Origin of the sequence: Bradyrhizobium jicamae (genome assembly GCF_001440395.1) — a bacterium.
GTDB lineage: Bacteria > Pseudomonadota > Alphaproteobacteria > Rhizobiales > Xanthobacteraceae > Bradyrhizobium > Bradyrhizobium jicamae.
The window spans coordinates 29,606-56,064 of record NZ_LLXZ01000049.1; the positions used below are offsets into that span (position 1 = coordinate 29,606).

Genomic DNA, 26,459 nt, shown 5'->3' on the forward strand with positions numbered 1-26,459 from the left:
ACGAGGCTGAGCGCCGGGCCGCCGACTATTTGCTCGTAACAAAGGAAGGCTTTCCCGCTTACCTCGGCGGCTTGTTCGCCGCTGGCTTGGGTTAGACGAAGCGCACGCAAAGGAGAGACGTTGTGGCCAAGCCTCTCGACGGTGTCAGGGTTCTTGATCTTTCAAAGGTGCTCGCCGGGCCGCTCTGTGCGCAATATCTCGGCGATCTCGGCGCGGAGGTCATCAAGGTCGAAGCGGTAGGGCAGGGCGACGAGACGCGGGGATGGCCGCCATTTCCAGCGCCGGGGCTGGGCACCGTGTTTCTGAGCGCCAACCGCAACAAGCGCAGCATTGCGATCAACATGAAATCGGAAAAGGGACGGGCGCTCGTGCACGAGCTTGCACGATCGGCCGACGTCGCGATCGAGAGTTTTGGCACGGGCGTCGCCGAACGCCTGGCAATCGACGCCGACAGCCTGCGCGCGCTGAACGATCGTCTGATCCATTGCAGCATCTCCGGGTTCGGCCGGACGGGGCCTCTGAAGAATTCACCGGGCTATGACGTGATCCTGCAGGCATTCAGCGGCATCATGTCGATGACGGGGGATGAGGGCGGCGGTTACATCCGAAGCCCGATTTCACCGATCGACCAGATGACCGGCGTACACGCCTTCAGCGGGATTCTGGCGTGCCTTCTCGCACGGGAAAAGTCCGGCAAGGGCGCATCCATACAGGTGTCGCTATTCGATACCGCGCTCGGGCTCCTGAGCTACAATCTGCAGACCTTCTGGGAGCGCGGCGTGCAACCCGCCAAATGCGGCTCCAGCCATGAATCGCTCTGTCCCTACCAGGCGTTCGAGGCGTCCGACGGACCGATCATGATCGGGGTCGCCAACGATAATCTCTGGCGCAAGTTCTGCGCGGTCGCCGGCCTCGATGCGATCGTCGACGATCCCAGGTTTCGCACCAATGCGGACAGGGTCGTCCATCGCGCTGAAACACTAGGCCATGTGCAACTAGCGATCGCGTCGCGGACGGTCGAACAGTGGAACACGGCGCTCAACGCCGTCGGCATTCCCTGTTCGCCGATCAATACGATAGCTCAGCTCCTCGCGCATCCGCACACCAAGGCTAATCCTCTCATCATGCCGTACGATCACGCCGCAGCCGGCCGGCTCAACTGCGTGGGTCATCCCGTGACATTCGTCGGAGAGGAACGCAGCGCCGGCCTGCCGCCGCCGATGCCGGGACAACATACCGACGAGATCCTGCAGGAGGCAGGTCTGTCGCCGGCAGCCATCGATGAATTGCGCCGAGAAGACGTGGTCGGTTGAGCGAGCGGTCGCCGGTCGATCGAGGGCGAGACGCTTGGTGTCTCGCCCCCAGTGTTCCAGTCACTCCTCCAGCAGCTTCCATGACGTCTTCTCGAAGACGGCCATGCGCAGCGTGCGGTAGGGAGCGTAGTTTTCCTTGGAGTTGGTGAGCTCGATTCCCGGAAGCAGCATGCCGACGCGTTCCTTGTTGAAGGTCGTTGCCTGCGTCAGCAGGTTTTCGCGCGTCAGATTGTCGCCGCAGCGCTTCAGCCCCAGCGCGATGGCCTGTGCGTTGACGTAACCGGAGAGCGCGATGAAGTCGTTCGGGCTGTCATTCGGTGCCCACTTCTTCATGAAGGCAATATAGTCGACGACTTCCGGATCCTGTGCCCAGGCGGGATCGCCGGCCTGCTTCGTGAACTGCGTCGTATAGGCGCCCTGGACATTGTCCAGTCCGGCAGGGGTCAGCACGCCCTGCACGGAATTTACCGGACTGGCCAGAAACTGGGCCGGCTTCCAGTTCAGCTCGTTTGCCTTCTTGATCGCCTGGGCGGCGAATTTTGGCGTCGTGAAATAGACCAGCGTGTCGGCGCCGGAGGTCTTGAGCTGGATCACCTCGGAATCGACGGTGGGATAGCTGATCTCGTAGGTTGCCTCGGCCACGATCTTGGCGGTCCCGGTACCCAGCCCTCGCTTGAAGCCTGTGAGATAATCCTTGCCGTAATCGTCGTTCTGATAGAGGACCGCGATCTTTGCGTTCGGCAGCTTCTTGGCGATGAATTGCCCGAAGGTGGCGCCCTCCATCTCGAACGGCGGATAGAACGGCACGGTCCAGGGGAAGTTCTGCGGATCGTTGAACCTTCGGCCGCCCGCCGAGATGAAGATGTGCGGGACCTTGTTCTGGTTGAGGTACTTCTGGACGGCGATATTGGGAACCGTGCCGACGGTGCCGACCTCGGCGAGGACTTCATCGCTTTCGACCAGCTTCCGGGTCTGTTCGATGGCTTTCGGCGGACTGAACCCATTGTCGAGCGAAATCAAATTCACCTTGCGGCCGTTGATGCCGCCTTTCTCGTTGAGCATCTGGAAATAGCCGGTCATGACGCGGCCATAGCTCGAAAAGGCCGAGGCCGGTCCACTGTAGGGCACGGTCTGGCCTATCTTGATTTCGGTGTCGCTGACGCCGGGGCCATACTTCTTTTCAGCCGCGCCAACCACAGCGGTGGAGCCGCCGAGGAACAAGGTCGAAATGACGACCAGTGCCGGTATCTTCATGCTTTCCCCCTTGTTGTTTTGTGAGTGTGCGAACCCGTCGCCAGCGCGAGCGGGTATCTAATCAGTACACACATATACCATATACTATAAAACGGAAATGGCGGGCTGCAAGGTTTCTTTGGACCTTGTTGTTGCGGCGCAAGAGCGCGGTGCGTGAGGAGGCAGATCGAGCTTTGCCTTGCTTGCTGATCCGGCTGTGCTACATATCGTAATATAGTGTACTAAAAATGCGATGACGGCTGCCAGCGCTTCGTCATGGGGTTTGCCGGAGCGATGCGCTATTGTCGTCGGCTGAGGAGGAAACATGGGTGCATCAGGCGCGACGGCTTTGGCTGCGCTGAGAATCGGAGGACGCGTTGCGTTCGAGCGCCTCGTCAGGCCGAAGGCACGGCAGCGTGACGACGTACCTTGCGCGCCGCGCGCGATCACACCCGAATGGCTGACGGCTGTCCTTTGCGAAAAGCATCCTGGCGCCATGGTGACGCAGGTCGAGATCAAGCCGGCCAGCGCCGGAACGCACGAGCGGCACCGGCTGCTGCTCACCTATAACGAAGCGGGCCGCCGGGCCGGCTTGCCGGGCTCGATCTTCACGAAGTCGCTGCCGAGTGTCGTCACACGCATGATCGGCGGTTTCAACGGCACGGCACGGGTGGAAGGCCAGTTCTTCGTCCAGCTTCGGCCGTTGCTGCAGATCGAGGCACCTGTGGGCTACCATGCCGCCTTCGACCGCAGGACATTTGCCTCGATCCTGTTGCTGGAAGATCTCGTGGCGACAAAGTCTGCGACGTTCTGCAATCACCGGACCTACGTTACCCGCGAGATGGCGGATGACATGGTCGATGTGCTGGCCGCGCTGCATGCGCGCTTTCACGGCGATCGCGAGCTTGCAACGCGATATCGCTTCGTCGCCGGTTACCCGAGATGGTTCACGATCGGCGCCGAGAAGATGGACCTGGAGCATTACACCCGGAAGGCATTCGAAGCCGCTTCGCACGTCATTCCCGAAACGGTGATGGCGCAGCGTGACAAGGTGTGGCCGGCGGCCATGCGTGCGCTCGCCGTCCACGAAGGCGAGGGGCAGGGCCTGATCCATTCAGACGTGCATATCGGGAACTGGTACCGGACAGCTGCGGGAAAGATGGGGCTATGCGACTGGCAGTGCCTGTCACGCGGCCATTGGTCCCGGGACTTCGCCTACGCGGTGACGGCGGCGCTGACGCCGGATGATCGCCGCAAGTGGGAGAGGGATCTGCTGGTTCGCTATCTCGAACGATTTGCCGAACTCACACGCTCCAAACCGGATTTCGACGAGAGCTTTCGACACTACAGGGAGCAAATGGTACACGCGCTCCTGATGTGGACGATTACGCTGTGTCATTCGCCGTTGCTGCCGAACATGCAGCCGGAGGAGACCACGCTGACCATGATCGAACGCATAACGACGGCGATGGCAGATCTGGATTCCATCGACAGTTTATAGGATGCTGGTTGTACCCGATCAGGAATGCCGGAAAGAGTGATCCATGCAAGATGTGATGTCACTGGATAGGAAGACGATTATCGTTACCGGAGCGGCCCAGGGGATCGGGCAGGCGATCGCGAATTTGGCGATTTCCCTGGGAGCGCGCGTCGTTGGTGTCGATCTTAACGGTGACAAGCTTCATGCATTTGCCGCGACAACGAATGGCCAGCTACTTCCCTATGTCGGTAACGTGGCTGATCCGGAGTTCACTGAAACGACGGTGAGTGATCTCAAGTCCCGCGTCGGCGTCATTGACGGCCTTGTCAACAATGCCGGCATCACGCGGCCCGCGATGATCGAAAAAATGACCTTGCAGCAATGGAGCGAGGTCATCTCCGTGCATCTGACCGGAGCGTTCCTGTGGACCCAGGCGGTCGGTCGCATCATGCTTGCGCAGGGAAAGGCCGGCCGCGAAAATCCGGGATCCATCGTGAATATTTCGTCCGACGCCGGAAGAGCCGGTTCCATCGGGCAGATAAACTATGCTGCGGCCAAGAGCGGCCTGTTGGGCATGACGATGTCGACCGCCAAGGAATGGTCGAAATTCGGTGTTCGAACGAATTCGGTATGCTTCGGCGTCGTCGAAACCCCGATGACCGAAACGATCAGGGGCGACAAGTTTCGCGACGGCGTACTGGCGCGGATTCCGATGGGGCGTTGGGCTGCGCCGGAGGAAGCGGTCAAGCCGGTATGTTTCCTGCTTTCGGATGCCGCGTCTTACATCACCGGCCAGCACATTGCCGTGGACGGCGGTTATCATATCTCCGTCTAGCTCAAGCGGCATCGTCCGAAGGACAAACAGGCGGTCGGCTTACGCAAGTTGGGCGTTGCAGGAGTGGCGCGACGTCCGCAGAAGCTTGGGCGGCCCGGGGCGTCCGGCGTCGTGGAATTGCGCGTAACGGGTTGCGCCACGGTGAACGATCCAGGGGCTGGCAGCTTATCCATGCGGAGGCCCATGATGTCGCCAAAGAAGCCACGCAAACTCCGAGATTCTCGGTAGCTCCGCACCCCAGGCGATGTTTTATGGGACGATTTGATTGGACGCGTGCGTCTGCAGCCAAATTCGCATATGTACGCAGCCCGAGGCACAGCTCCCATATCGGGGCGGGCCTGTTCAAAGCAATACTCGCCATCAGCCTCTGCTGGTCGCGAATCAATGACGGATTCAACGTGGGTCGTTCCAGCAAAGCGCGCGTGGCCAGCAAGGCAGCGAAGCGAAAGAGTTCTCTACAGCGGACCGCGATCTCTTCTTCATCGCCGCTGGGCATGATGGCGCTCCATCTGCTCGCGCAGTGGAGGAAGTCGGGTCGCAAAGGCCTCGTCTTTCTGGCTGAAAGCGAGAACAGGGCCGAGCGGCTTGGTGCCGTCATTCATGCGCTCGCTCCTTCGTGCGATGTGCTGGTGTTTCCGAGACTGAATACGCTGCCGTTCGATCAGTTGGAGCCGTCGCACGAAATCGCAGGTAGACGAAGCTCGGTCTTGCGGCGCCTTGCCAAGCCCGAGAAGCCGATCCTGCTTGTGTCCACGGCAGAGGCCGTGATGGAGCGCCTGCCTGCGCCGGCGAGTTGGCCCCGTGTCATCCTCCGTTTGAAGGTGGGCGCGGCGTTTTCCGAACGAGATCTTCGGGCGCGGCTTGAGGCGCTCGGATACGATCTCGATGACGAGGCGGACTATCCCGGCGGCGCGCTGTTTCACGGGAAGACATTCGAGATTTTTCCGGCCGGCGCACTGGGACCGTTCAGAGTAGAGCATTCCGGCGGGGTGATACGCCGGATCGTGGCGTTCAACCCAATAGAACATGACATCGTTTTCGAGACGAAAGAGCTTCTCGTCGACCCGATGTCGGAGCGGCTGGCGTTCGGGAATGTGCGCGGAAAGCGCTCGACCCTGTTCGACTATTGCGGTCGAGCCAGGTGGATAGCGGATGCAGGGGTTTCAGCGCACGCCGATAGCTGGCTTGGCACGATCGAGGAGGCGGCCGGTCGCACGGATAGAGAGCGCGAATACCTCGGGACTCGCGAATGGAAGCAGGCGACCAAACGTATGAATGTGTTGCCGCAAAAGGCATCCTTCGCTCCCACGCCGGACTTTTCGCAGGTCGCATCGCCCAGGAAGGCGCTCCGCGCGTTCGTCGACGAGGCGCGACGCGACGGCTCGCGATTGGTTTTCGTGGCAGCGCAGGCGGACGACCTGCGCGTGATGGAGCGGATGAGTGGGGTCAAGCCGGAGCGCTTTGCGGACTGGGACGAGGCGACGGCCGGACGTAACCGTGAGGCGGCGCTGCTGGCCGACTTCGACAGGGGTTTTGTCGTGCCTGGCCGGAAACCTCTTGTCGTCGTGACGGCTTCCGATGTGCTGGGCAGCAGGGCCCATCATCCGCAGCCCCTGGCCAGGAACTGGAGTGCGGCTTTCGACCACGCAGATGTGCCGGAGCAGGGTACGGTGGTCGTGCATCTGCAGCGAGGACTGGCCCTGCTCGACGGCTTGCAGACCGTGGCGACGGGGGGCGGGTCCTCGCGCGAGTTGATCAGGCTCGCATTTGCGGGAGACGATGCCGTTCTCGTTCCGCCCGCCGACCTCGCCATGATCTGGCCATACGCGTCGGAGCTTGGCGAGCTGACCCTCGACAAGGCGGATGGAAGTACGTGGTGGACCCGGCGTACCGAGGCGGAGAACGAAATCCAGATCGCCGGCAAGCAGCTCGCCAAGCACATCAGCCAGCGACGCCGCCGGCGAGCCCAGAAACTTGTACCCCGGGGGCCCGTCTATGAGAGGTTCGTCGCGCGTTTTCCCTATTTCACGACGGTCGACCAGGCGAAGGCCATTCGGGACGTTCTGGATGATCTCGCGTCGGGCCATCCCATGGACAGGGTCATTTGCGGCGACGTCGGGTTCGGCAAGACCGAGGTCGCGTTGCGAGCTGCGGCCGCGGTGGTGTTGTCAGGGAAGCAGGTCGCGATCGCAGTACCGACCACGGTCCTGGCAAGACAGCATGTCGCGACTTTCCGCAAGCGTTTCGTTCCGTTCGGTATCGAAGTGGGAAGTTTGTCGCGGACCGATTCTGGCGCGCAGACGAGAGAGGTGAAGGAGGGGCTGAAGAGCGGAAAATTGAAGGTCGTGGTTGGAACGCAGGCTCTCGCCTCGAAGGACGTGAAGTTTGCCGATCTCGGCCTCGTCATCATCGACGAGGAACAGCATTTTGGCGCGGCAGAAAAGGCAAAACTTTCCGGGCTGGCCAAGAGCATTCATGCCCTTTGGATGAGCGCCACGCCGATCCCGCGGACGCTTGCGGCAGGTCTCGCCGGGTTCAGGGATCTCAGCGTCATTGCCTCTCCGCCCGTACATCGACTTCCGGTCGTCACCAAGGTCGCTCCGCTTTCGGACGCCGCAATCGCCGCGGCGTTGCTGCGCGAACAAAGGCGCCATGGACAAAGCTTCCTGATCTGTCCGCGTATTCAGGATCTCGATCCGATGCTGGCGCGCGTTCAGTCGATGGCCCCGGATCTCCGCATCGTCTGTCTGCATGGCAAGTTGCCTGCCGACGAAATAGACGACCGAATGATGAGCTTCGTCGAAGGCAGGGCGGACGTTCTGCTGGCGACCAACATCGTGGAGAGCGGTCTCGATATTCCCCGGGCCAACACCATCGTTGTCTGTTGGCCCGAAAGGTTCGGTCTTGCTCAACTCCATCAGCTCAGAGGAAGAGTAGGACGCGGCGGGATACGTGCGTTTGCGTATCTGCTGACCGATTCCGATTCGGAGCGATCCGAGAAGCGGTTGGCTGTTCTGGAGGAGTTCAACAGGCCAGGCGCAGGTTTTGCCATCAGCGCGCGGGATCTGGATCTCAGGGGAGCGGGGGATCTGCTTTCCGAACGGCAGTCGGGGCATGTCCAGGTGTTCGGACCGGTGCTCTATAGCCACCTTCTGAAACTGGCCTCGGAGAAAGCAGACGACAGGGCAGCCGACCTGTGGGTGCCCGACCTCAACCTGCCGATCCCGGACATGTTGCCGGCAGGCTACGTGCAGTCGGAGGCGGTTCGACTGGAAATCTACGCCCGTGCCGCCAGGTGTCCAAGCGAAGACGAACTTGACGACCTCGAGGAGGAGACTTCCCGTCGCTTTGGCAGATTGCCTCCGGCGGCAAGCGATTTCTTTGCCGCAGCAAGGCTCAGGATCGACTGCAGGCGAAGAGGAATCATAAGGCTTGATGTCGGAGCGGATGCCGTGGCCGCGACGTTCTTGCCGGGACGGCTTCGGAAATCCAGGGCGCGTTCCCTGCAACGCGACGGCGATCGGGTCGTCTACATCGGCAAGGATCGCGAGGGGCCGCTTGGAAAGGTCGAAGGCTTCCTCGACGTTCTTGACGAGTGATCGCGGCGACTCACTTTCATCGCGTAATGACAGCCCGTCCCGCGGCCGTGCGATCCTGCCAGCCATGCCTGACGAGTTCTGGATCGATGTGTTCTTCCTGCGGCCACCCGACACACAGGTAGGCGATGAATTTCCAGTCTTCGGAGACTTGCAGGACTTTCGCGACATGGACCGGGTCAAGGATTGAAACCCAGCCTACGCCAAGCCCAACAGACCGAGCTGTAAGCCAGAACGTCGCGAGCATGCCAGCGACCGAATATTCGAGCGTCAGCGGCATGGTGCGGCGCCCGAGATTAGCCCCCTGGTCCGTGCTCTGATCACAGAATACGGCAAATTGCACGGGCGCGACCTGCAACCCTTCCAGCTTAAGCCGTGCGTAAGCGATTGCACGGTCCGTTTCATAAGAGGCAAGCGCCTCCGCGTTGCAACGCGCGAAGTCCTCCCGGATTCTGTCTCTTGCATCTTTGCTTTCGACGTTCACCCATCTCCAGGGCTGGCTGTTGCCGACGGAGGGCGCAAGTTGCATGAGATCCAGCAAGGCATCGATCGTCTCCCCCTTGACCGTGTCACTGCGGAAGCGTCTCACGTCACGGCGCCATGCGACAAGTTGCGCAAATTGTGCCTGAAATAGTTCATCGAAGACGGGCGGAGTCGGAGCCGAAATGTTTGCACCGGCCAGTAGCTCGCGGCTCGTAACGTTTTCCTGGTCAGGGTAGGGCATCAGGTTTCCGCGATGATGTGAAAGAAGCTGCCGGTCACCCGGCCACGGCGGCTTCCGGTGGGTGCGAAATCGCTGCCGTAGGCGTCGCTGACAAAGGCGAACGGCTCGTCCGAACCATGAGAAGTGACGTCAGCATAATGGAATTCGTGTCCCTTCAGCTTTGTTCCCACGGGACCGAGGCACCCGGAGGCTGCAAGGCGCGCTTCCCTGTAGCCGAGACGCATTTTCGGTTTGGACAAGCTCGTTTGAACGCCGAGAAGTCCAGCCATTGGATAGGTTGTTCCCGCCGCGTCAGTCAGGGTCTCGCCCAGGACCATGTAGCCGCCGCATTCGCCGTGAACGGGCTTGATGGTCGCGAAATGTCGCAGCCCCTCAAGAAAATGGCGCGCCGAGGCAATTTGAGCGGCGTGAAGTTCCGGATATCCACCCGGCAGCCAGCAAATATCGCAGTCAGTTGGCGGCGCCTCATCAGCAAGCGGGGAGAATGTTCGTATTTCCGCGCCGCTGTTGCGCCAGCCATCCAGGATATGACGATATGTAAAAGAAAACGCGTCGTCGTGAGCGATCGCGATGCGCTGTCCTGGCGGCTGCAGCGCTGGCGCGTATGGGCCCGTCTGCGAAGGAAGAAATGCTTCTGCGCATCCAAAGAGCTTGTCCATCTGCACGTGTTGGGCCACGAACTCCGCCATTGCGTCCAGTTTGCTTTCCAACTCCGGGGTTTCGCCGGCCTGTACCAAACCCAAATGGCGCTCCGGCAGCGCCATGCCGTTGGATCTTGGCAAGCTGCCCAGGATCGGAACTGCAAGTTTGGAAATTCCATCACTTACCAGGCGAAGATGCCTTTCGCTGGCAACGCGGTTCAGAACGACGCCAGCAATCTTCACCCGCTCATCAAAGGTCATAAATCCCTTCGCGATGGCTCCCGCAGATTGCGATTGCGCGCTGACATCGAGCACCAGCACCACGGGAAGGCCGAGCGCAGAAGCCACGTCCGCGGATGAGCCGCTGCGACCGGGTTGAACGGGAACGCCATCGAACAAGCCCATGGACGCTTCGCAGATCAACAGATCGCTGTCCCTCGCAGCTTCGGCTGCAAGCTGTGCGATCAGGCCAGGTTTCATCGCCCAGCTATCGAGATTGACGCCAGGCTGGCCGCAAGCGGCACCATGAAAGGCCGCATCGATATAGTCCGGTCCGCATTTGGCGCCGGCCACGCGAATTCCACTTCTTCGGTAAGCACGGAGAAGTCCGATCGTCAAAGTCGTTTTGCCGCTGCCGGACCGAGGAGCAGCTATCATGAGACCACGTGGGGAAGGGGCAGCCATCATTCTACGCGCCGACCGAACGCCGCTTGCGACGGACGAATATGCCTGCGATCGCAGCAGCTTCGCCTTGTGGTCGATCCGTGCGCGAAGCGCATCCGCAAGTATTTGATTGTGCTTCGGAAAGTTCGGCGGCTGCGTTGGACATCAGGTTCTTCCTTGTCAATGCGGTACCTGACGCAACTCTGCTGATGGGTCAACCGCCGTTGACCGGGGCATCTCTGGCGGTTAGCGTCATCAGCGATGGTCCTTCCGCCAGGAAGGTGAAAAGGGAAGCCGGTGCGACAAATGTCAACGCCGGCGCTGCCCCCGCAACTGTAAGCGACGAGCCCGCGCCGGTGCCACTGGGATTTCCCGGGAAGGCGGCTACGGGCAGTGACTCGCGAGCCAGGAGACCTGCCATCACGAACTGTGCTTTGGAGGCGTCTGGGCGGGGTGCACCGGACGGGAGCGAGCCCGATGGCGCCGTTTGCCGTCGCGCGCGACCCAACAAAGCTCGCGGCCGCAAGGCCATGATACGAGCAACTGATGGATCGCGACAGCGCTACTCAACCCGCTAATCAAGTCTTGATCGAACAGCTGCAGGCCAACCTGCCTGACAGGCCCGTCGTCGTGAGTGTTTGCATCACCTGCAAGACTGCGGATGGCGGTGCCGTGGTCGGCCCGGAGATGTACGCCGCGGTCCAGGCTGCGATCGGAAAAGACGACGCCAACGTTGCCGTCCGCCCGGTGCAATGCCTCAGCGTTTGCAAGCGCCCGGCGACGGTGGCGGTCACGAGTCCCGACGGATATACATTCCTGTTTGGCGATCTGCAGACCGAAAGCGGGACTGCGGCGCTGATATCCTTCGTGCAATCCTACCAGAAATCCGATTTCGGTCTGGTCCCCTGGCGGGAACGTGCCGAGGTGCTGCGAAAGGGCATGGTGGCGCGGGTACCTCCCATCCGCTGGTCACCGGACGACGGACGCGCACCGAAATGACGGATCTGGTGACGACTTTGGTGCTGGGTGGCGCTCGCTCCGGCAAATCTGCGTTTGCAGAATCGCTGGTAAGCGCCAGCGCGCTGACGAAGGTCTATGTTGCGACGGCTACCGCCGGCGACGAGGAGATGAAGAGCCGGATTGCGTTGCATCGCGCCCGCCGTGGCGAGGGCTGGATCACCATTGAAGAGCCGCTGGCGCTGGTCGACGCGTTGACGCGCGAAGCCAGCCGCAATCGCGTCGTGCTGGTGGATTGTCTCACTCTGTGGCTATCAAACCTGATGTTCGCAGGGCGCGATCCGGAGGTCGAAGCCCGTCGTTTGACGCAATTTCTCGGCGTCGCAAAGCATCCTGTCGTTTTTGTCTCGAACGAGGTCGGTCTTGGGCTGGTGCCGGAAACGCCGCTCGGCCGCGCGTTTCGCGACGCGCAGGGGCGACTGAACCAGGTGGTCGCGGCAGCCGTTCCGCAAGTTGTGTTCATGGCAGCCGGACTTCCGCTCTGGCTCAAGCGCTAATCTCAAGGAGAATGAATATGTCGCGTGTTCCGGTTACCGTGCTGACTGGGTTTCTTGGCGCTGGCAAGACCACCTTGCTGCGCTCGCTGCTGACCCAGGCCGACGGACGCCGCATCGCCGTCGTCGTCAATGAATTCGGCGACGCGGGTTTCGACGGCGGCCTCGTGGAAGAATGCGCAGCGAACGCCTGCGCACCGGGAGACGTCATCGAGCTCACCAATGGCTGCATCTGCTGCACCGTGGCGGATGATTTCATTCCGACAATGGATCTGCTGTTGGGGCGCGACCAGCCGCTCGATGCCATTGTCATCGAGACTTCAGGCCTGGCGTTGCCGCAACCCTTGCTGAAGGCATTCGCATGGCCGGCGGTGAAAACGCGCGCCACGGTTGACGGTGTCGTTACCGTCGTCGATGCGCTGGCGCTGTCGGAAGGTCGGGTTACGCTCGATGAGGACGCGGTCGCAGATCAGCGCGCCGCAGATGATTCCATCGACCATGACGACCCGATCGAGGAGGTGTTTGAAGATCAATTGGCCTGTGCCGACCTTGTCGTGCTCTCGAAGAGCGACCTGGTGTCATCAGTGGCGCTTGCCGATATTGAAACTCGGTTGAAGGCTGCGCTCCGCCCGGGAGTCAATATCGTCCGTTCGACCGGCACCTTGGCGCCCGCGGTGCTGATCGGAATGAACGCCGGGGCCGAGGAGGACATGGCAGCCCGCGCCGGCCATCACGGCGAGGATGAAGAACATGATCACGACGATTTCGACAGCATCGTCGTCAAGCCGTCGGTCGCCCTCAGCGTCGACGAGATGCGTGGTCGGATCAGCGACGCGCTCGGTCTCGAAGGCGTGTTGCGCGTCAAGGGCCATGCGCGAGTCTCGGACAAGGCCGCGCCCTTGGTGGTGCAGGCTGTCGGCAGCCGCGTCGATCTGGTGTTCGGCCGGCCCGACGCGAAGCAGGCCGAGCGTCTCGTCGTGATCGGGCTCAAGGGATTTGACGGAACCGCCGTGCGGCGGGCGTTGGTGGAGTAATCCGCGAGAACCCAATGCATCTCAAGCTCGACACCTCAGGCGGCATCGACGATGGCGATGTCGCGCGCGATCTCGGACAGGCTACCGCCGACATCGTCGTGTTGTCGGCGGCGGACAGCGATCTCGCCGCGTTTGGCATCGCCCACGCAGCGATGCCGGACGGCTTTCCAACGGTGCGGCTGACCAATCTGTTGGCGCTGGGGCATCCTGCGTCGGTGGATGCCTTTGTCGAGCGTACGCTGAGCGAGGCCAAAATCGTCGTGCTGCGCATGCTGGGTGGCGAAAGCTACTGGCCGCACGGCGTCGAGAGCCTGCGGAGCGATGCATTACGTCGAGGTTCGCTGTTCGCCTGTATTCCCGGTGAGATGGATTGGAATGCGTCGCTGGCCGCGCGCGGAACACTCGATCGCGACAGCACGCACGCGTTATGGCGTTACTGCACCGAAGGCGGCGTCGAAAATGCCCAATTGGCGCTTCGCTTCGCGGCGCACCTGATCGGCAGAGGTGAGGCCCCGCCAGCGGCGCGGCCGATGCCTCCAGCGGGGTTCTGGGGCGGTGAACCGCCAAATTCCGATCGCTCCAATGCAATCGTCGTGTTCTATCGCGCGCTGGTAGCGGGTGGCGATACCGCCGGCATCGACATGCTGCGCGAGGCGTTCAATGCGCGCGGGCTCAATACGGTCTGCCTGTTCGTCACCAGCCTGAAAGACGGACGATCGGGAGCGTTCTTGCAGACGGCGCTGGCAGCCTATCCGCCTGACATCATCATCAATGCGACGGCGTTTGCGACGGCGACCGCGAACGACGATGCCGGCGTGCTGGCGGCGTCAGGTTGCCCGGTCCTGCAGGTGGCGCAGGCCGGCATATCCCAAGCCTCGTGGGAGGCTTCGACGCGAGGCCTGGCGCCACGGGATCTCGCCATGAATGTCGTGTTGCCCGAAGTCGATGGCCGCATCTTCGCGAACGTCATCGCTTTCAAGGAACGCGTTGACAGCGTGGGCGACTTTACGCCGACAGCGTTTCGCCCGCTCCGGGATCGGGTCGATGCGACGGCCGATCTGGCGCTGGCCTGGGTGCGGCTGCGCTGTGAAGCTGCAGCCAAGCGCCGGGTGGCACTGATCCTTGCCAATTATCCAAACCGCGACGGCCGGTTGGCTAACGGCGTCGGCCTGGATACGCCGCAAAGCCTGATTGATGTTCTCGATGCCTTGGGAAGGGCGGGGTACAATACGGCGGAGGCGCCTGTCACCGCTGAAACCATGATGCAACTGCTGCAGCAGGGGCCTACCAATGCGCTCGAGCAGCGCGCCGCGCGCGCAAACGGCGTGACATGGTCGCTGGCGGACTACCACGTTGCTTTGGCGGCGTTGCCGGACACTGTAAGGCGCGCAGTTGAGGGGCGATGGGGTCGCGCCGAGCAGGATCCGCATGTCGTCGATGGTGCTTTTCGCCTTGGCGTGCATCGTTTCGGCAACATCATCGTCGGCGTTCAGCCTGCGCGCGGTTATAATATCGATCCGAAAAGCAGCTACCACGACCCCGATCTGGTGCCGCCGCATCACTATCTCGCGTTCTATCTGTGGATCAGGCGAGAATTCGACGCGCACGCGGTCGTTCATCTCGGCAAGCATGGCAATCTCGAATGGCTTCCGGGCAAGAGCACTGGCCTGTCGCAGGATTGCCTGCCGGAAGCCGTGCTGGGTCGGCTGCCGCATCTCTATCCGTTCATCGTCAATGACCCCGGCGAAGGTATCCAGGCCAAGCGCCGTGCCGGCGCCGTGATCGTCGATCACCTGACGCCGCCGATGACGCGCGCCGAGTTGCACGATGATCTGGCGCGGCTGGAGTCGCTGGTCGATGAATTCACGCTTGCCGCCGATCTCGACCCCAAGCGCGCCGATGCCATTGCGGAGGACATCCTGTCGCTGGCACGCGCCCAACGGCTGGATGCCGACGTCAATGTCAACAGGGACACCCCGACGGCGGAGGCGCTGCGCGCGCTCGATGCGCATTTGTGCGACCTCAAGGAGATGCAGATCCGCGACGGCCTGCATGTGTTCGGTCGCGCACCCTCCGGGCCACAACGTAACGACCTCCTGGTATCGATTGCCCGGCTGCCGCGCTCGGATCTGAAAATGCAGGATGCCTCGCTGCATCGCGCACTGGCGGGCGATCTCGGCCTCGGCGATTTCGATCCGCTGACGCGCAATCTGGTCGATGACTATGCCGGCGCGCGCCCGAACGCCCTTGCCGGGTTCGGGAATGGTCCATGGCGCACGGTTGGCGACACGGTCGAGCGCATCGAAGCGCTGGCGCTGGCACTGGTCACCGGCAAGCACGACATCGACTCCGCATGGACGACTACGCGCGCGGTGTTGGACTGGATCGATACAGCCTTGCGCCCGGCCATTGACCGCTCCGGGGATGCCGAGATGGCGGCACTCCTTGCGGGGCTCGATGGCCGTTTCATTCGGCCCGGTCCTTCCGGCGCGCCGACGCGTGGGCGGCCCGATGTGCTGCCGACCGGTCGAAATTTCTTTGCGGTCGACGTTCGTGCCGTGCCGACGCCGTCGGCATGGCGCATCGGCCGGCTTTCCGCCGAGCGGCTGGTCGAATCCTATTGGCAGGAAGCCGGCGAGTGGCCGCGTTCGATCGCATTATCGGCCTGGGGTACCTCGAATATGCGCACCGGCGGCGATGACGTTGCCCAAGCGCTGGCGCTGATCGGCGCGCGCCCGCTATGGGAGAAGACCTCCGGCCGGGTGACCGGTTTTGCGATCACGCCGCTGTCCGAGCTGAAGCGTCCGCGCGTCGATGTCACCTTCCGTGTATCGGGCCTGTTCCGAGATGCGTTTCCGACGCAGATGGACATCATTGGATCGGCCATCCGGGCGATTTCTCTGCTGGACGAGCCGGCCGAGGCAAATCCAATCGCCGCGAATGTTCGCGCAAAAAAACTTGCGCTCGAAGCCGCCGGCCTCGACGGTGCCGCCGCCGAGCGGCAAGCGAGCTACCGCGTCTTCGGCTCAAAGCCCGGCGCCTATGGCGCAGGATTGCAGGCGCTGATGGACGAGGGCGGTTGGGACACGCGATCCGACATCGCCAACGTCTATCTCTCCTGGGGTGGCTACGCCTACGGCAGTGGGACCGAGGGTGAAGCCGCGCGCGATGATTTCGCTGATAGGCTCAAGGACACCGACCTCGTCGCGCAGGCGCAAGATAATCGCGAACACGATATTCTCGACTCCGACGACTATTACCAGTTCATGGGAGGCCTCGCGGCCACCGTGCAGACCCTGCGCGGCGCCGCACCACGCATCGCCCATATCGATACGTCTCGACCCGAGGCGCCGCTGGCGCGGCCGTTGTCCCACGAAATCTCCCGCGTCGTGCGTGGCCGCGCCGCAAACCCGAAATGGATTCGCGGCGTGATGCGCCACGGCTACAAGGGCGCCTTCGAAATCGCCGCTACCGTGGACTATCTGTTTGGCTTCGCCGCCTCGACTGACGCCGTCGCCAATCATCATTTCGATCAATTGTTCGCGTCCTACCTCGAGGACGAGGGCGTCCGCGAATTCATGCGCGTATCCAATCCCGCAGCCCTGCATGAAACGGCCGCCCGCTTTGCCGAGGCGATGCGCCGCGGGCTGTGGACGCCACGTTCCAATCGCGCGCGTGATCTGATCGCCGAACTTCTGCCGAACCAGCAACGGGAAATCGCATGAACGACCCTTCAACTGTGCCGAACGATCATGACGCCGAAAACGCGCGCCACAAGGAGAAGGCGCAAAAGCACAAGGCGGCGCGCGACAAGATCATGGCGACCAAGACCGGCGAAAAGGGCTTGCTGATCGTCCATACCGGCGCAGGAAAGGGAAAAACCTCAGCGGCGCTGGGTATGGTCTTTCGCCATATCGGCTACGGCTTTCCCGTGGGTATCGTGCAGTTCACCAAATCGCCAGAGTGGAACACCGGCGAAGCGCAGCTTCTGAGAACGTTCCCGGATCTGGTGACGCTCCACATCATGGGAGAGGGCTTCACCTGGCTCACACAGGATCGCGAGCGGGACATCGCGGCCGCCTCCGCCGGCTGGGAGCGTGCCAAGGAGATGATCCGCGACGACCGGCATCGCCTGGTGCTGCTGGACGAGCTCAACATTGTGCTGCGATATGACTATCTCGATCTCGAATCGGTGCTGAAATTCCTCCGCGACGAGAAGCCGGCGGACAAGCACGTCGTCATCACCGGCCGCAACGCCAAGCCGGCGTTGATCGAGATGGCCGACCTCGTCACCGAAATGACGCTGGTGAAGCATCCATTTCGCGCCGGGATCAAAGGCCAGAAAGGCATCGAGTTCTGATGAACACGCGTACACCTGCGTTGATGATCCAGGCAACCGGCTCCAATGCCGGAAAGTCGACGCTTGTGGCGGGGCTGGCGCGGGCGCTGGTACGGCGTGGCCTGAAGGTGGCGCCGTTCAAGGCGCAGAACATGTCGAACAATGCCGCTGTTACGGTGGATGGTGGCGAGATCGGGCGGGCCCAGGCGGTGCAGGCCCGCGCCGCGCGGATGCCGCCGAGCGTACATATGAATCCGGTGCTTCTGAAACCTGAGACCGATACCGGTGCCCAGATCATCGTTCAGGGCAAACGCTGGGGTACGCTTCGTGCCAAGAGCTTTCTCGACAAAAAGGCGGCGCTGCTGCCCGCGGTGTTGGAGAGCTTCTCGCTGCTTGCCGATCAGGCCGACCTCGTTCTGGTGGAAGGCGCCGGCAGCCCCGCGGAGGTCAACCTTCGGTCCGGCGACATCGCCAATATGGGATTCGCGTCGGCAGCCGACGTTCCCGTAGTGCTCGTCGGCGATATCGATCGTGGCGGTGTGATTGCGAGCCTTGCCGGCACGCATCTTGTGCTCGAGCCGGAGGAGCGGGCGCGTATCAGCGGCTTCATCATCAACAAGTTTCGCGGCGATGTGAGTCTGTTCGATCAGGGTCTCGTCGCGGTGACGCGCCTGACCGGCTGGCCGTCGCTCGGCGTCGTGCCATGGTTGCCGCAGGTGGCCTGGCTGCCCGCCGAAGACGCGGTTGATCTCGACCGTATCCACGCATCGTTGTCCACGCGCGTTATCGCGGTGCCGGTACTCGCCAGAATCGCCAATTTTGACGACCTTGACCCCTTGGGCATGGAGCCCGGCGTGAAACTGATCTTCGTCCGGCCGGGCGAGGCGATCCCCGGCAATGCCGACGTGATCATCCTGCCCGGCAGCAAGTCAACGATCGGGGATCTCGCGTTTCTGCGCGCGCAGGGGTGGGACATCGACATCAAGGCGCATGTCCGTCGCGGTGGTCGCGTGCTCGGTCTGTGCGGCGGCTATCAGATGCTCGGCAAGACCATCGCCGATACCGAAGGCGTCGACGGCGCGCCCGGCATTGTCGAGGGCCTTGGTTTGCTCGATATCGCGACCGTGATGAGCGCCGACAAGTCGACCACGCTTGTCCGGGGCACCCACTGCACCACCGGCGCCGATGTTGAAGGTTACGAAATCCACCTCGGCCGCAGCGAAGGCCGCGATTGCGAGCGGCCGCTGATCATGATCGACGGTCGGCCGGATGGCGCAATATCCGCTGACAGGCGCGTGGAGGGGACCTACGTCCACGGTCTGTTCACCGGCGACGCCTTTCGCAAGAAGTGGCTGGCTGATCTGGGGATCGCGTCAAGTCTCGCCTATGAAGCGCAGATCGAATCGGCGCTTGACGCGCTGGCCGATCATCTGGAAATGCATCTGGACATCGATCAGATCTTGAAGATTGCCCATAGCCGTCACAGCAGCAGCGCGAGCGCGGCGTAGATCGCCGCCTGCAGCAGGCAGGCTGCGACGAGCAAGTGCAGCGCGCGCCTGATATCGTCAGGCGTCGCCGCCGCGCGCGCGCCGTCGTTGAGAAAGGGGTCGTTGACGAGACCTTCGGCGTAGCGGCGCGGCCCGGCGAGCGCGATCCCGAGCGCGCCGGCCATCGCGCTCTCCGGCCAGCCGGCATTCGGCGATCGGTGATGGGCCGCATCGCGGATCATTACCCGAAATGACGTCGCAACCGATCCGTTCGCTACCGGGGCAACAACGGCGATCAACGGTCCGGATAACCTGGCCGGAACGAGATTGACGAGGTCATCGAGCCGCGCGGCCGCCCAGCCGAACCACCGATAGCGCTCCGAGCGGTGACCGATCATCGAATCCGCCGTGTTGATGGCCTTGTAGGCGAGGAGCCCGGGCAACCCCAGCAGCGCCAGCCAGAATACCGGTGCGACGATGCCGTCCGAAAAATTCTCCGCGGCGGATTCGATCGCCGCGCGGCTTACTGCGGCTTCGTCGAGTTGATCGGGATCTCGTCCCACGATCATCGAAACCGCGATGCGGGCCCCGGCGAGCCCGTCGGATGCGAAAGCCATGCGTACCCGGCTGACGTGCTGGTAGAGGCTGCGCTGCGCGATAAAGACCGATGCGATGAGGGCAAGCATCACGTTTCCGCCCGTGACGTGCCGCGTCATCTCGGTGAGGAACAAGCCGGCAATTCCGGCTATTGCGACCAGCACGGCGATGGTGGCAATGCCGGCAATCCTGCGCAGCAATGGCGGCCAGGCGTCGCGATTGAGCAGACGGTCCAGCAGGGCGATCAGGGACCCGAACCAGGTTACCGGATGCGGCAACCGCCGCCACAGCCAATCGGGATCGCCGATGACGGCATCGAACGCCAGGGCTGCGATGACGACGAAGAGCGTGTCACCCCAGATCAGCATCAGCGGGTCACGCGTTCGAGCTCGGAGGCGAGGCGTTCCAGCGCATCGATCAATGTAAGTCCGCCGCAAGCGGTCAGCTTTTCCGGGATCACGATACGCTTCGTCGCGGGATAGAAACGCTCGAGCGCCGGATGGAGCAGGAACGCGCCACCTTCGTCCTGGGTAAGGTCGCTGCTGCTGGAAACCAGGAGGAAGTCCGGCTTCAAACTGACAATGGCCTCCAGCGAGGCGAGGCCTCCCGTTCTGTTGCCCAACTCGCCCGCGGCGTTACTCAAGCCAACGGTCCTGAGCAGTGAAGTTGTCAGGCTATCGCTGCCGGCGACCCAACCGCGCCTCGACACCGCCAGCACCCGGTAAGGTTTGCGCGATGCGACCTCTCGGACATGGGCGACCGCCGCATCGAGCCTGCTGATCTCGCGCGCCGCCCGATCCGGATGTCGCACCAGCTCCCCCATCTGGCGGATATGCTTCTTCACATCGTCAAGGGAGCGGGCAACGTCGAATTCGACGACACGAAAGCCTTTCTCCTTCAGTAGTTCGCGCGTGGCGCGCTTGGTGAAGCGGCCGGACACCACGACGTCCGGGTTTGCAATCAGCACATCCTCGGCACCACCAGACAATGGAGGAAATTGCGCGGCCTTGGCGGCATCCCAGGAGCGAACGGCATCGCGCGCATAGGGGCTGAGACCGAGAATTTGCGTGGGGTCGGCAAGTGCCACCAGCAATTGATCGGTACAGAGGTTAATCGACGCGATGCGCGGGAGTTCGGCGGCAGCAGCTTTATTTTGTGAGTGGATTGCCATAAACATCGTCACCGCGAGGAGCATGTTGCAAATCGTTGCGCGCGTTGATCGAGGCATTGGCATTTGTTGTCGATAGTACATGGAGGCGATCTCACGGAGGCGATGGCGCGCCATGGCGGCACGCCGCAGCAATGGCTCGATCTGTCGACGGGCATCAACCCATGGCCATGGCCGATACCGTCCGACCTGCCACCCGCGGTTTGGCAACGCTTGCCCTCGCGGGTCGACCAGGACCACCTCATCGCGGTCGCCCGCACAGCCTATCGGGTGCCCGGCGGTGTCGAGATCGCAATCGCGCCGGGGACGCAGGCGCTGATCCAATGGATGCCAAGGCTGGCCGCCCCCGGACCGGTCGCGATCATGGGACCGACCTACGGCGAGCATGCGCTGACGTGGCAGTCCGCAGGGCACGAGGTCGTCGCATGGGATGATCCCGGCAACCTGCCCGAAGGCGTGTGCCACGCCGTGATCGTGAATCCGAACAATCCCGATGGGCGTGTCGTCAGCCCAGACGCGATTGTCCAGCTCGCTGCCCGGCTGGGCGAGCGTGGAGGCTGGCTCGTTCTGGACGAGGCGTTTGCCGACGTTGAACCCAGCGTCAGCGCCGTCGCAGTTTGCAAAGGACTGCCGATTGTGATCCTGCGTTCGTTCGGCAAGTTCTACGGCCTTGCCGGACTGCGGCTCGGCTTCGCCATTGGTGCGCCGGAGATCGTGCAACGCATCGTCGCCGCGCTGGGCCCGTGGTCTTGCTCCGGTCCGGCATTGCATATCGGGGCGCTTGCGCTGGCCGATCGGCAATGGGCCGAGGGCACGCGCGACAGGTTGAAGCGCCAGGCGAACAGACTCGATGATGTCCTTGCTAGGACCGGCTTCGAAGTCGCGGGCGGTACGTCGCTGTTCCGTCTTGCGCGTCATCGGGATGCTCTGAAAAGGCACGCTACCTTGGCCCGGCAGCATATCTGGTGCCGCTGCTTTGAAGGACATGAGGACCTGCTTCGATTCGGCCTGCCGCCCGATGAAGCTGCTCTCCATCGTTTGTCCGCTGCCTTAGCCGAGGGCGAGTAGCCAAATTCATCGCTCATACGCCAGCCCATGGCACGATCACCTGTTCGCGCTGGTAGTCGGCGCGATATGCCGTCACCTTGAACACATCGGCCATGACGGTTTCGGATAAGGCCTGCTCCGGCGTGCCTTGCGCGACGAGGCGGCCATTCGACAGTACAAGAATGGTGTCGGCGAACCGGGCGGCAAGCGCGAGATCGTGGGTGACCACGATTACCAGAACGCCGCGGTCGGGCGTGCTACGAAGATTCTTCATCACGTCGATCTGGAAACGCGGATCGAGGGAAGCCGTCGGCTCATCCGCCAGCACGATCGGCGCCTCGACCGCCAGCACCCTGGCCAGTGCGACGCGGCTACGTTCGCCTCCGGAGAGCTCGGTGACGCGCCGCGCCGCAAGCGTCATGATGTCGGTCGCCTGCATCGCGCGAGTTACGGCAATTTCGTCATCCGGTGAAAGCCGTGCCGGATCGGTCGCACCACGCGGGTAGCGCCCGAGCGCGACGATATCTCTTACCTGCAGTGGCCAATGCACGACATGCCCCTGCGGCAGATAACCAAAACGCCTGGCGCGTTCGCGCAACGGCAGCGACGACAACAGCTCGCCGCCGACCTCGATGCTGCCCGTCGACGGCACCAATCCGGCGAGCGCCCGCAGCAGCGTGGTCTTGCCGGCGCCGTTCGGACCGACCAGTGCCACGAGGTGCTGGCTTGAAAATGACAGCGAGACATCCTTCAGCACGGCACGGCCGGACAGGGTCACGCCAAGCTTGTCCGCCCTGAGAAGTGCACCGTTCATTCAACGCCTCCAGCCAATGCCCGGCGCTCCCGCACGATCAGATAGAGAAAGAATGGTACGCCGATGATGGAGGTGAGGACGCCGACCTTGATATCGGTATTCGAGGGAATGATCCGCACGGCGATGTCGGCCGCCGTCAGGAGCGCCGCGCCGGTCAGTGCGCTCGGCAGCAGCAATCGCGCCGGGTCGTAGCCGACCACCGGCCGCATCAAGTGCGGCGCGACAAGGCCGATGAAGCCGATGGTTCCGGAAACGGCCACCGCTCCGCCGACGCCCAGCGCGACGCCGGTGATGACCAGGAGCCGCACCCGTGTCACATCGATGCCAAGGCTCTGCGCGGTCTCCTCTCCGAGGCTTAGCGCGCGAAAGGCGCTGCGTTGACTCCATAGCAGGACGGCGCCGGCCACAATGAACGGCATGGCCAGCATGACGTGGCGAAAGCTGCGATCCTCCAGCGAGCCAAGCAGCCAAAACGCGATTTCCAGGCTGGCGAACGGGTTGGGTGACAGGTTCATTGTCAAAGCGGTTGCCGCTCCCGCAAGGCTGGAGATCGCCAGTCCCGCCAAAATCAGCAGCAGCAATCCGGCGTTCCGGCCGGCGATGCTGAGCAGGACGAACACCGACACAAACGCCATGACAATGCCGGCCACCGGTAGCGCATAGGAGCGTACGTCCGCCCATCCCAGCGCGATCATCAGAACCGCGCCGAAAGCTGCCGATTGTGGTGCGCCGAACAGCGATGGCGATGCCAATGGATTGCGCAACAGGCCTTGCAGTGCCGCGCCGGACAGTCCGAGCACAGCGCCGATCGCCGATGCGAGGATGGCGCGCGGCAGGCGAATTTCCCGAATGATGATCTGCTGCGCGGCGCTGCCTCCGCCGAACAAGGCATCGATGACGATGGCCGGCGAAAGCCTGACCGGCCCTGTTCCTAGCGAAACCAGCGCCAGGAACACGACCAGTACGACAAGACCGGCCGTAGTGGCGTATGCCGGCTTCGTTGCAGATTGACTCACCATGTCGCGTTAACCCCGGCATAGACGGCAGGACCCGTGGTGCCGAAGTTGAACACCTCCTGGTAATGCTCGTTCAGGATATTTTCGCCACGCGCAAAAACCTTCCAGACGGAATCGATCTTGTATTCGGTATAGAGATCGACCCGGGTATAGGCAGCGAGCAGGTTGGTTTCGTTGGCGCCGCTGTAGCGTTTGGAGACCGTGAGCACGCGCGGCTCAATGAGCCATTTGTCGGTGGGCGTAATGGTCAGCGCAAGCCGGGCTACGTCAGAAGGACGGCGCTGCAGTGTGAGATTGGTCCTGAGATCGACGGCACGCAGATGGGTATAGGCCGTCTTCAGCTTCAGATATCCGGGCAGGATAACGAGATCCGACCCGAATTCGATGCCTGAGGTCTCGGCGCGGGTGACGTTGACATAGTGCCCAAGGGGATTGGCGGCATCGATCGAAAATTCGATCAGGTTGGAAAATTTGTTGGCGAATGCCGTGACCGACAGTGTCAGTCTGCCGTTGAACAGGGTTTGATCTATTCCGGCGTCATATCCGAAGCTCTGCTCGGGGCTGAGCGAACTGTTGCCGTAGGTTGGCGCGTAGAGCTGATACAGGGTGGGGGCCTTGGCGCCGGTGCCGGCGCTGGCACGAAGCTTGGTACCGGTTTCGGCAATCATGTAAGCCGCAGTCGCGCGCCAGGTCTCGAAACGGACGACGTCGACGACGTCGTCGACCCGCCCACCAAGGCTGATGTTCAGCCGCTCGCCGATCGGCAACTGCCACAGCGCAAACACCGAATTGGTGTCTTGCGTTTCCGCGAGCTGCGGCTTCCGCGGCCCCGGAATCGGAAGCAGGCTGGTGGAATAGGTGTTTGCGGTTTCGTGTTGTGTCCTGGAGCCAAAAACAAGCGATCCCAGCGGCCCCATCTTCAAATTGCCTTGGTATTCGGCGCCGACGCTGTTGCCGATGTAATCGGAAATGGTCGATGTCGTGTTCTGCGGTAGTTTGTTGATCTTGTAGCTCACCTCGTTGAAGGAGCGGTCGATGTGGGTCTCGAACACGTTGAAGCTATGATTCAGGATTCCGTCGAGCGTATCGAACGAGGCGCGTCCCCAGACCTGCTGGAGCAGCCGCGTGGCGCTCGAAGGCGTGTCGGGAAATGCCCCGGTCGCTGCGTCATAGGCGGATCGCGTGAATGAGGAAAGAATTCCGGATTCCAGCCGCACACCTTCTCCGGCATCGTAGCCGATACGCGCCGAGCCGCCGACGCGATCGAAGCCGTCGCGCTCGAGCGGGCCATACTTGGCCTCGAGTGAGGGAATGCGATAGCCAAAGCGCGAGAACCCGTTGCTGTGTTGTCCGCCTCCGGCAAAAGCGTATGACCACGGACCGGCGGAGCCGGTCACCGATCCGTTGGTGGCGGCGGTGCCATAACTGCCGCCCTCGGTGCTGACATTGAATTGGGCGGGGCCGCTGCCTTTCCTGGTGATGATGTTGACGACACCGCCGATCGCGTCCGAGCCGTAGAGCGCGCTTTGCGGTCCCTTCAACACCTCGATTCGCTCGATCGCGCTCGGCATCAGCATCGCGAAATCGAAATCGCCGCTGGCGGCGGTCGGATCGTTGACGCGAATGCCGTCGATCATCACCAGGGTCTGGCCGGTGTTGGCGCCGCGCAGCCGGATGTTCGTCGTCGCGCCGGGGCCGCCGCTTTCGGTGATGTCGAGACCCGGAACGGTTCGCAAGGCGTCGACCACGGACCCCGGATTGGCGGTTGCAATCATGTCCTTGTTGACGACGCTGACGTCGCTTCCTGTTCGGCTGAGCGGCTCCGGCGTTCGGTCCGGTGTGATCACCAGTTCGGACGGTTGCGGCGGCGAGGGATCGGGCTTGGCCGGCGCCGCCTGTCTTGTGCGCGCTGCGTTGTCCGTTCGGCGAGCGGGCCTGGCCGGCCTGGCCGACGGCTGGGGTTCGACAACGACCTCTGGAAGTTTCTGCGGATCCGACTGGGCGATCGCCGCTTCGGGAAGGCCAAACAGGCCAAATAACGCCGCGAAGCCCGCGGCAAACCTAGAAAACCACATGACCACCTTTCCTTCGACCCACCGTCGAACGGGTTGAGCTTGGTCATCGGCCGGTCTCCTGGCTCGCGGTCGTCTCCGGGTCCGCCTTCCCAAACCAATGCAGGTTCAGTGGCACGTTGGACCGAGAATGGCCGCTTACAGTTGCGGGGGCAGCTGCGGCATTGGGGGCGTTTCCCCGCACCGCATTCCCGTTTCACCTTCTACGCGAAGGCACCGATGACGGATGGAACGAAGCACAGCGCGACATCCGACGCAACCATTGGCGTCGACCCACGCTTACGATGAGGCTCCGGACGATCGTGCGGAGAACCTTTGAAAGAAAACTCCGGTGAGGCACCCAAGCAACGCCCAGAACAGCAGGTTCGTAATCGTCACGGACACTACGAACTGGTGTGAGAGCGCATCGGGAACGTCGCTATGCGCGCCGGGCTGCTGTGGCGCGCCGACGAGGTGCGGTAGGACGATCAAGCCGAAGCCCAGTACGGTGGCCCAGGCGGCACGATGCAGGAAAATGAGACCCATGCCGGCTGCCGTTGCCAACGCGGTCATGGTCCACCAAAGCTGACGTGCGCCGAGCGCAGCGACCGGTGCGCCCGGGAGCTCGGGCGGCAATCCAAGCCCCGGCGCGGCGGTGAAGACCACAAAGCCGCTCAGGCCCCACAACAATGCTTCGTGCCGGTCCACGCCGCCGCGCAAGGCATAGAAGCCGGTCAGCAGAAGCGAAAATCCAATTGCCGTGAGAATATTGGCGGCAGCCGTCAGGCCGTTGCGCTGCAATCCTTCCGTGGGTTTCCAGGCAGTGGCCTCATGTTCGTGAGAGGCGTGATCGTGGGACGCATGCCCCTTGGCGGATTCGCCCGCCGGTTTGGCACCGGCTTTCGGCGCC

Annotated in this window: 20 protein-coding genes and 2 riboswitches; of the genes, 11 read left to right on the plus strand and 9 right to left on the minus strand. The window is 62.6% G+C overall.

Features of this window, described 5'->3' with window-relative positions; genetic code table 11:
* The first annotated feature begins 122 nt into the window (after nucleotides 1–122).
* Nucleotides 123–1,313 carry a CaiB/BaiF CoA transferase family protein gene (locus tag CQ12_RS07590; protein ID WP_057834721.1) on the plus strand — a complete coding sequence of 397 codons (1,191 nt, stop codon included), beginning with the start codon at nucleotides 123–125 and terminating at the stop codon, nucleotides 1,311–1,313.
* A gap of 60 nt (nucleotides 1,314–1,373) precedes the next feature.
* Here CQ12_RS07590 and CQ12_RS07595 read toward each other — a convergent pair whose 3' ends face one another.
* Nucleotides 1,374–2,567: an ABC transporter substrate-binding protein gene (locus tag CQ12_RS07595; protein WP_057834722.1), complete on the minus strand. Its 1,194-nt coding sequence runs from the start codon at nucleotides 2,565–2,567 to the stop codon at nucleotides 1,374–1,376.
* Nucleotides 2,568–2,871: 304 nt separating this feature from the next.
* Between CQ12_RS07595 and CQ12_RS07600 the strand changes: the two genes are divergently transcribed.
* The 3 genes from CQ12_RS07600 to CQ12_RS07610 all read left to right on the plus strand — a co-directional run bounded on the left by CQ12_RS07600 (nucleotide 2,872) and on the right by CQ12_RS07610 (nucleotide 8,460).
* A complete protein-coding gene (locus tag CQ12_RS07600) occupies nucleotides 2,872–4,047 on the plus strand; it encodes a phosphotransferase (protein ID WP_057834723.1) in 1,176 nt (391 codons plus the stop codon).
* Nucleotides 4,048–4,090: 43 nt separating this feature from the next.
* Complete coding sequence (locus CQ12_RS07605; RefSeq protein ID WP_057834724.1) at nucleotides 4,091–4,861, plus strand: SDR family NAD(P)-dependent oxidoreductase; 771 nt, start codon at nucleotides 4,091–4,093, stop codon at nucleotides 4,859–4,861.
* A 494-nt stretch (nucleotides 4,862–5,355) separates the two neighbouring features.
* Complete coding sequence (locus CQ12_RS07610; RefSeq protein ID WP_057834725.1) at nucleotides 5,356–8,460, plus strand: DEAD/DEAH box helicase; 3,105 nt, start codon at nucleotides 5,356–5,358, stop codon at nucleotides 8,458–8,460.
* A gap of 16 nt (nucleotides 8,461–8,476) precedes the next feature.
* On the opposite strand, the gene bluB is transcribed toward CQ12_RS07610, so the two are convergent.
* Both bluB and CQ12_RS07620 read right to left on the minus strand, forming a co-directional pair.
* On the minus strand, nucleotides 8,477–9,181 hold the full coding sequence (gene bluB / locus CQ12_RS07615; protein WP_083519172.1) for a 5,6-dimethylbenzimidazole synthase: 705 nt from the start codon (nucleotides 9,179–9,181) through the stop codon (nucleotides 8,477–8,479).
* Nucleotides 9,181–10,509 (minus strand): cobyrinic acid a,c-diamide synthase CobB, encoded by a 1,329-nt coding sequence (locus CQ12_RS07620; RefSeq protein ID WP_083519173.1) that lies wholly within the window; start codon nucleotides 10,507–10,509, stop codon nucleotides 9,181–9,183. The genes bluB and CQ12_RS07620 overlap by 1 nt, the downstream gene beginning before the upstream one ends.
* Nucleotides 10,510–10,730: 221 nt before the next feature.
* A riboswitch (cobalamin riboswitch) is annotated at nucleotides 10,731–10,921 on the plus strand.
* Nucleotides 10,922–11,031: 110 nt separating this feature from the next.
* On the opposite strand from CQ12_RS07620, the gene CQ12_RS07625 reads away from it, so the two are divergent.
* From CQ12_RS07625 to CQ12_RS07650, 6 genes are read left to right on the plus strand one after another with little or no spacing between them, the layout of a single operon-like run.
* Nucleotides 11,032–11,484 carry a DUF1636 domain-containing protein gene (locus CQ12_RS07625; RefSeq protein ID WP_057834726.1) on the plus strand — a complete coding sequence of 151 codons (453 nt, stop codon included), beginning with the start codon at nucleotides 11,032–11,034 and terminating at the stop codon, nucleotides 11,482–11,484.
* Entirely contained in the window at nucleotides 11,481–11,999 is a 519-nt protein-coding gene (gene cobU / locus CQ12_RS07630) for a bifunctional adenosylcobinamide kinase/adenosylcobinamide-phosphate guanylyltransferase (protein ID WP_057834727.1), read from the plus strand. Before CQ12_RS07625 ends, cobU begins: the two co-directional genes overlap by 4 nt.
* A gap of 17 nt (nucleotides 12,000–12,016) precedes the next feature.
* Nucleotides 12,017–13,030 (plus strand): cobalamin biosynthesis protein CobW, encoded by a 1,014-nt coding sequence (cobW, locus tag CQ12_RS07635; protein WP_057834728.1) that lies wholly within the window; start codon nucleotides 12,017–12,019, stop codon nucleotides 13,028–13,030.
* A 14-nt stretch (nucleotides 13,031–13,044) separates the two neighbouring features.
* Complete coding sequence (gene cobN / locus CQ12_RS07640) at nucleotides 13,045–16,755, plus strand: cobaltochelatase subunit CobN (RefSeq protein WP_057834729.1); 3,711 nt, start codon at nucleotides 13,045–13,047, stop codon at nucleotides 16,753–16,755.
* Nucleotides 16,752–17,390 carry a cob(I)yrinic acid a,c-diamide adenosyltransferase gene (cobO, locus tag CQ12_RS07645; protein WP_057834730.1) on the plus strand — a complete coding sequence of 213 codons (639 nt, stop codon included), beginning with the start codon at nucleotides 16,752–16,754 and terminating at the stop codon, nucleotides 17,388–17,390. Before cobN ends, cobO begins: the two co-directional genes overlap by 4 nt.
* On the plus strand, nucleotides 17,390–18,877 hold the full coding sequence (locus tag CQ12_RS07650) for a cobyric acid synthase (RefSeq protein ID WP_057834731.1): 1,488 nt from the start codon (nucleotides 17,390–17,392) through the stop codon (nucleotides 18,875–18,877). Before cobO ends, CQ12_RS07650 begins: the two co-directional genes overlap by 1 nt.
* On the opposite strand, the gene cbiB is transcribed toward CQ12_RS07650, so the two are convergent.
* Both cbiB and CQ12_RS07660 read right to left on the minus strand, forming a co-directional pair.
* Nucleotides 18,850–19,821, minus strand: coding sequence for an adenosylcobinamide-phosphate synthase CbiB (gene cbiB, locus CQ12_RS07655; RefSeq protein ID WP_057834732.1), 972 nt, complete (start codon nucleotides 19,819–19,821; stop codon nucleotides 18,850–18,852). The two genes, CQ12_RS07650 and cbiB, sit on opposite strands and share 28 nt — an antisense overlap.
* The gene (locus tag CQ12_RS07660) at nucleotides 19,821–20,738 is read right to left on the minus strand and encodes an ABC transporter substrate-binding protein (protein WP_430642194.1); all 918 of its coding nucleotides are present in this window, start codon (nucleotides 20,736–20,738) and stop codon (nucleotides 19,821–19,823) included. Before CQ12_RS07660 ends, cbiB begins: the two co-directional genes overlap by 1 nt.
* Between CQ12_RS07660 and cobD the strand changes: the two genes are divergently transcribed.
* The gene (gene cobD / locus CQ12_RS07665) at nucleotides 20,727–21,689 is read left to right on the plus strand and encodes a threonine-phosphate decarboxylase CobD (protein ID WP_347337419.1); all 963 of its coding nucleotides are present in this window, start codon (nucleotides 20,727–20,729) and stop codon (nucleotides 21,687–21,689) included. The genes CQ12_RS07660 and cobD overlap by 12 nt on opposite strands.
* Nucleotides 21,690–21,702: 13 nt before the next feature.
* On the opposite strand, the gene CQ12_RS07670 is transcribed toward cobD, so the two are convergent.
* The 4 genes from CQ12_RS07670 to CQ12_RS07685 all read right to left on the minus strand — a co-directional run.
* Nucleotides 21,703–22,482 (minus strand): ABC transporter ATP-binding protein, encoded by a 780-nt coding sequence (locus CQ12_RS07670; RefSeq protein ID WP_057834733.1) that lies wholly within the window; start codon nucleotides 22,480–22,482, stop codon nucleotides 21,703–21,705.
* The gene (locus tag CQ12_RS07675) at nucleotides 22,479–23,501 is read right to left on the minus strand and encodes a FecCD family ABC transporter permease (protein WP_057834734.1); all 1,023 of its coding nucleotides are present in this window, start codon (nucleotides 23,499–23,501) and stop codon (nucleotides 22,479–22,481) included. The genes CQ12_RS07670 and CQ12_RS07675 overlap by 4 nt, the downstream gene beginning before the upstream one ends.
* Nucleotides 23,495–25,573, minus strand: coding sequence for a TonB-dependent receptor plug domain-containing protein (locus CQ12_RS07680; RefSeq protein WP_057834735.1), 2,079 nt, complete (start codon nucleotides 25,571–25,573; stop codon nucleotides 23,495–23,497). Before CQ12_RS07680 ends, CQ12_RS07675 begins: the two co-directional genes overlap by 7 nt.
* Nucleotides 25,574–25,604: 31 nt before the next feature.
* Nucleotides 25,605–25,806: riboswitch (cobalamin riboswitch) on the minus strand.
* 43 nt (nucleotides 25,807–25,849) lie between these two features.
* A partial coding sequence (locus tag CQ12_RS07685; protein ID WP_245309785.1) for a CbtA family protein occupies nucleotides 25,850–26,459 on the minus strand: 610 nt, incomplete at its 5' end.

What these genes read in the sequence shown, in the direction of transcription:
- bluB (WP_083519172.1), bottom strand. Translation starts at nt 9,181, where the DNA reads ATGCCCTACCCTGACCAGGAAAACGTTACGAGCCGCGAGCTACTGGCC.
- CQ12_RS07680 (WP_057834735.1), bottom strand. Translation starts at nt 25,573, where the DNA reads ATGTGGTTTTCTAGGTTTGCCGCGGGCTTCGCGGCGTTATTTGGCCTG.
- CQ12_RS07595 (WP_057834722.1), bottom strand. Translation starts at nt 2,567, where the DNA reads ATGAAGATACCGGCACTGGTCGTCATTTCGACCTTGTTCCTCGGCGGC.
- cobD (WP_347337419.1), top strand. Translation starts at nt 20,727, where the DNA reads ATGGCGCGCCATGGCGGCACGCCGCAGCAATGGCTCGATCTGTCGACG.
- cobW (WP_057834728.1), top strand. Translation starts at nt 12,017, where the DNA reads ATGTCGCGTGTTCCGGTTACCGTGCTGACTGGGTTTCTTGGCGCTGGC.
- CQ12_RS07605 (WP_057834724.1), top strand. Translation starts at nt 4,091, where the DNA reads ATGCAAGATGTGATGTCACTGGATAGGAAGACGATTATCGTTACCGGA.
- CQ12_RS07660 (WP_430642194.1), bottom strand. Translation starts at nt 20,738, where the DNA reads ATGGCGCGCCATCGCCTCCGTGAGATCGCCTCCATGTACTATCGACAA.
- CQ12_RS07600 (WP_057834723.1), top strand. Translation starts at nt 2,872, where the DNA reads ATGGGTGCATCAGGCGCGACGGCTTTGGCTGCGCTGAGAATCGGAGGA.
- cobU (WP_057834727.1), top strand. Translation starts at nt 11,481, where the DNA reads ATGACGGATCTGGTGACGACTTTGGTGCTGGGTGGCGCTCGCTCCGGC.
- cobO (WP_057834730.1), top strand. Translation starts at nt 16,752, where the DNA reads ATGAACGACCCTTCAACTGTGCCGAACGATCATGACGCCGAAAACGCG.
- CQ12_RS07650 (WP_057834731.1), top strand. Translation starts at nt 17,390, where the DNA reads ATGAACACGCGTACACCTGCGTTGATGATCCAGGCAACCGGCTCCAAT.
- CQ12_RS07620 (WP_083519173.1), bottom strand. Translation starts at nt 10,509, where the DNA reads ATGATGGCTGCCCCTTCCCCACGTGGTCTCATGATAGCTGCTCCTCGG.
- CQ12_RS07675 (WP_057834734.1), bottom strand. Translation starts at nt 23,501, where the DNA reads ATGGTGAGTCAATCTGCAACGAAGCCGGCATACGCCACTACGGCCGGT.
- CQ12_RS07670 (WP_057834733.1), bottom strand. Translation starts at nt 22,482, where the DNA reads ATGAACGGTGCACTTCTCAGGGCGGACAAGCTTGGCGTGACCCTGTCC.
- cbiB (WP_057834732.1), bottom strand. Translation starts at nt 19,821, where the DNA reads ATGCTGATCTGGGGTGACACGCTCTTCGTCGTCATCGCAGCCCTGGCG.
- cobN (WP_057834729.1), top strand. Translation starts at nt 13,045, where the DNA reads ATGCATCTCAAGCTCGACACCTCAGGCGGCATCGACGATGGCGATGTC.
- CQ12_RS07610 (WP_057834725.1), top strand. Translation starts at nt 5,356, where the DNA reads ATGATGGCGCTCCATCTGCTCGCGCAGTGGAGGAAGTCGGGTCGCAAA.
- CQ12_RS07625 (WP_057834726.1), top strand. Translation starts at nt 11,032, where the DNA reads ATGGATCGCGACAGCGCTACTCAACCCGCTAATCAAGTCTTGATCGAA.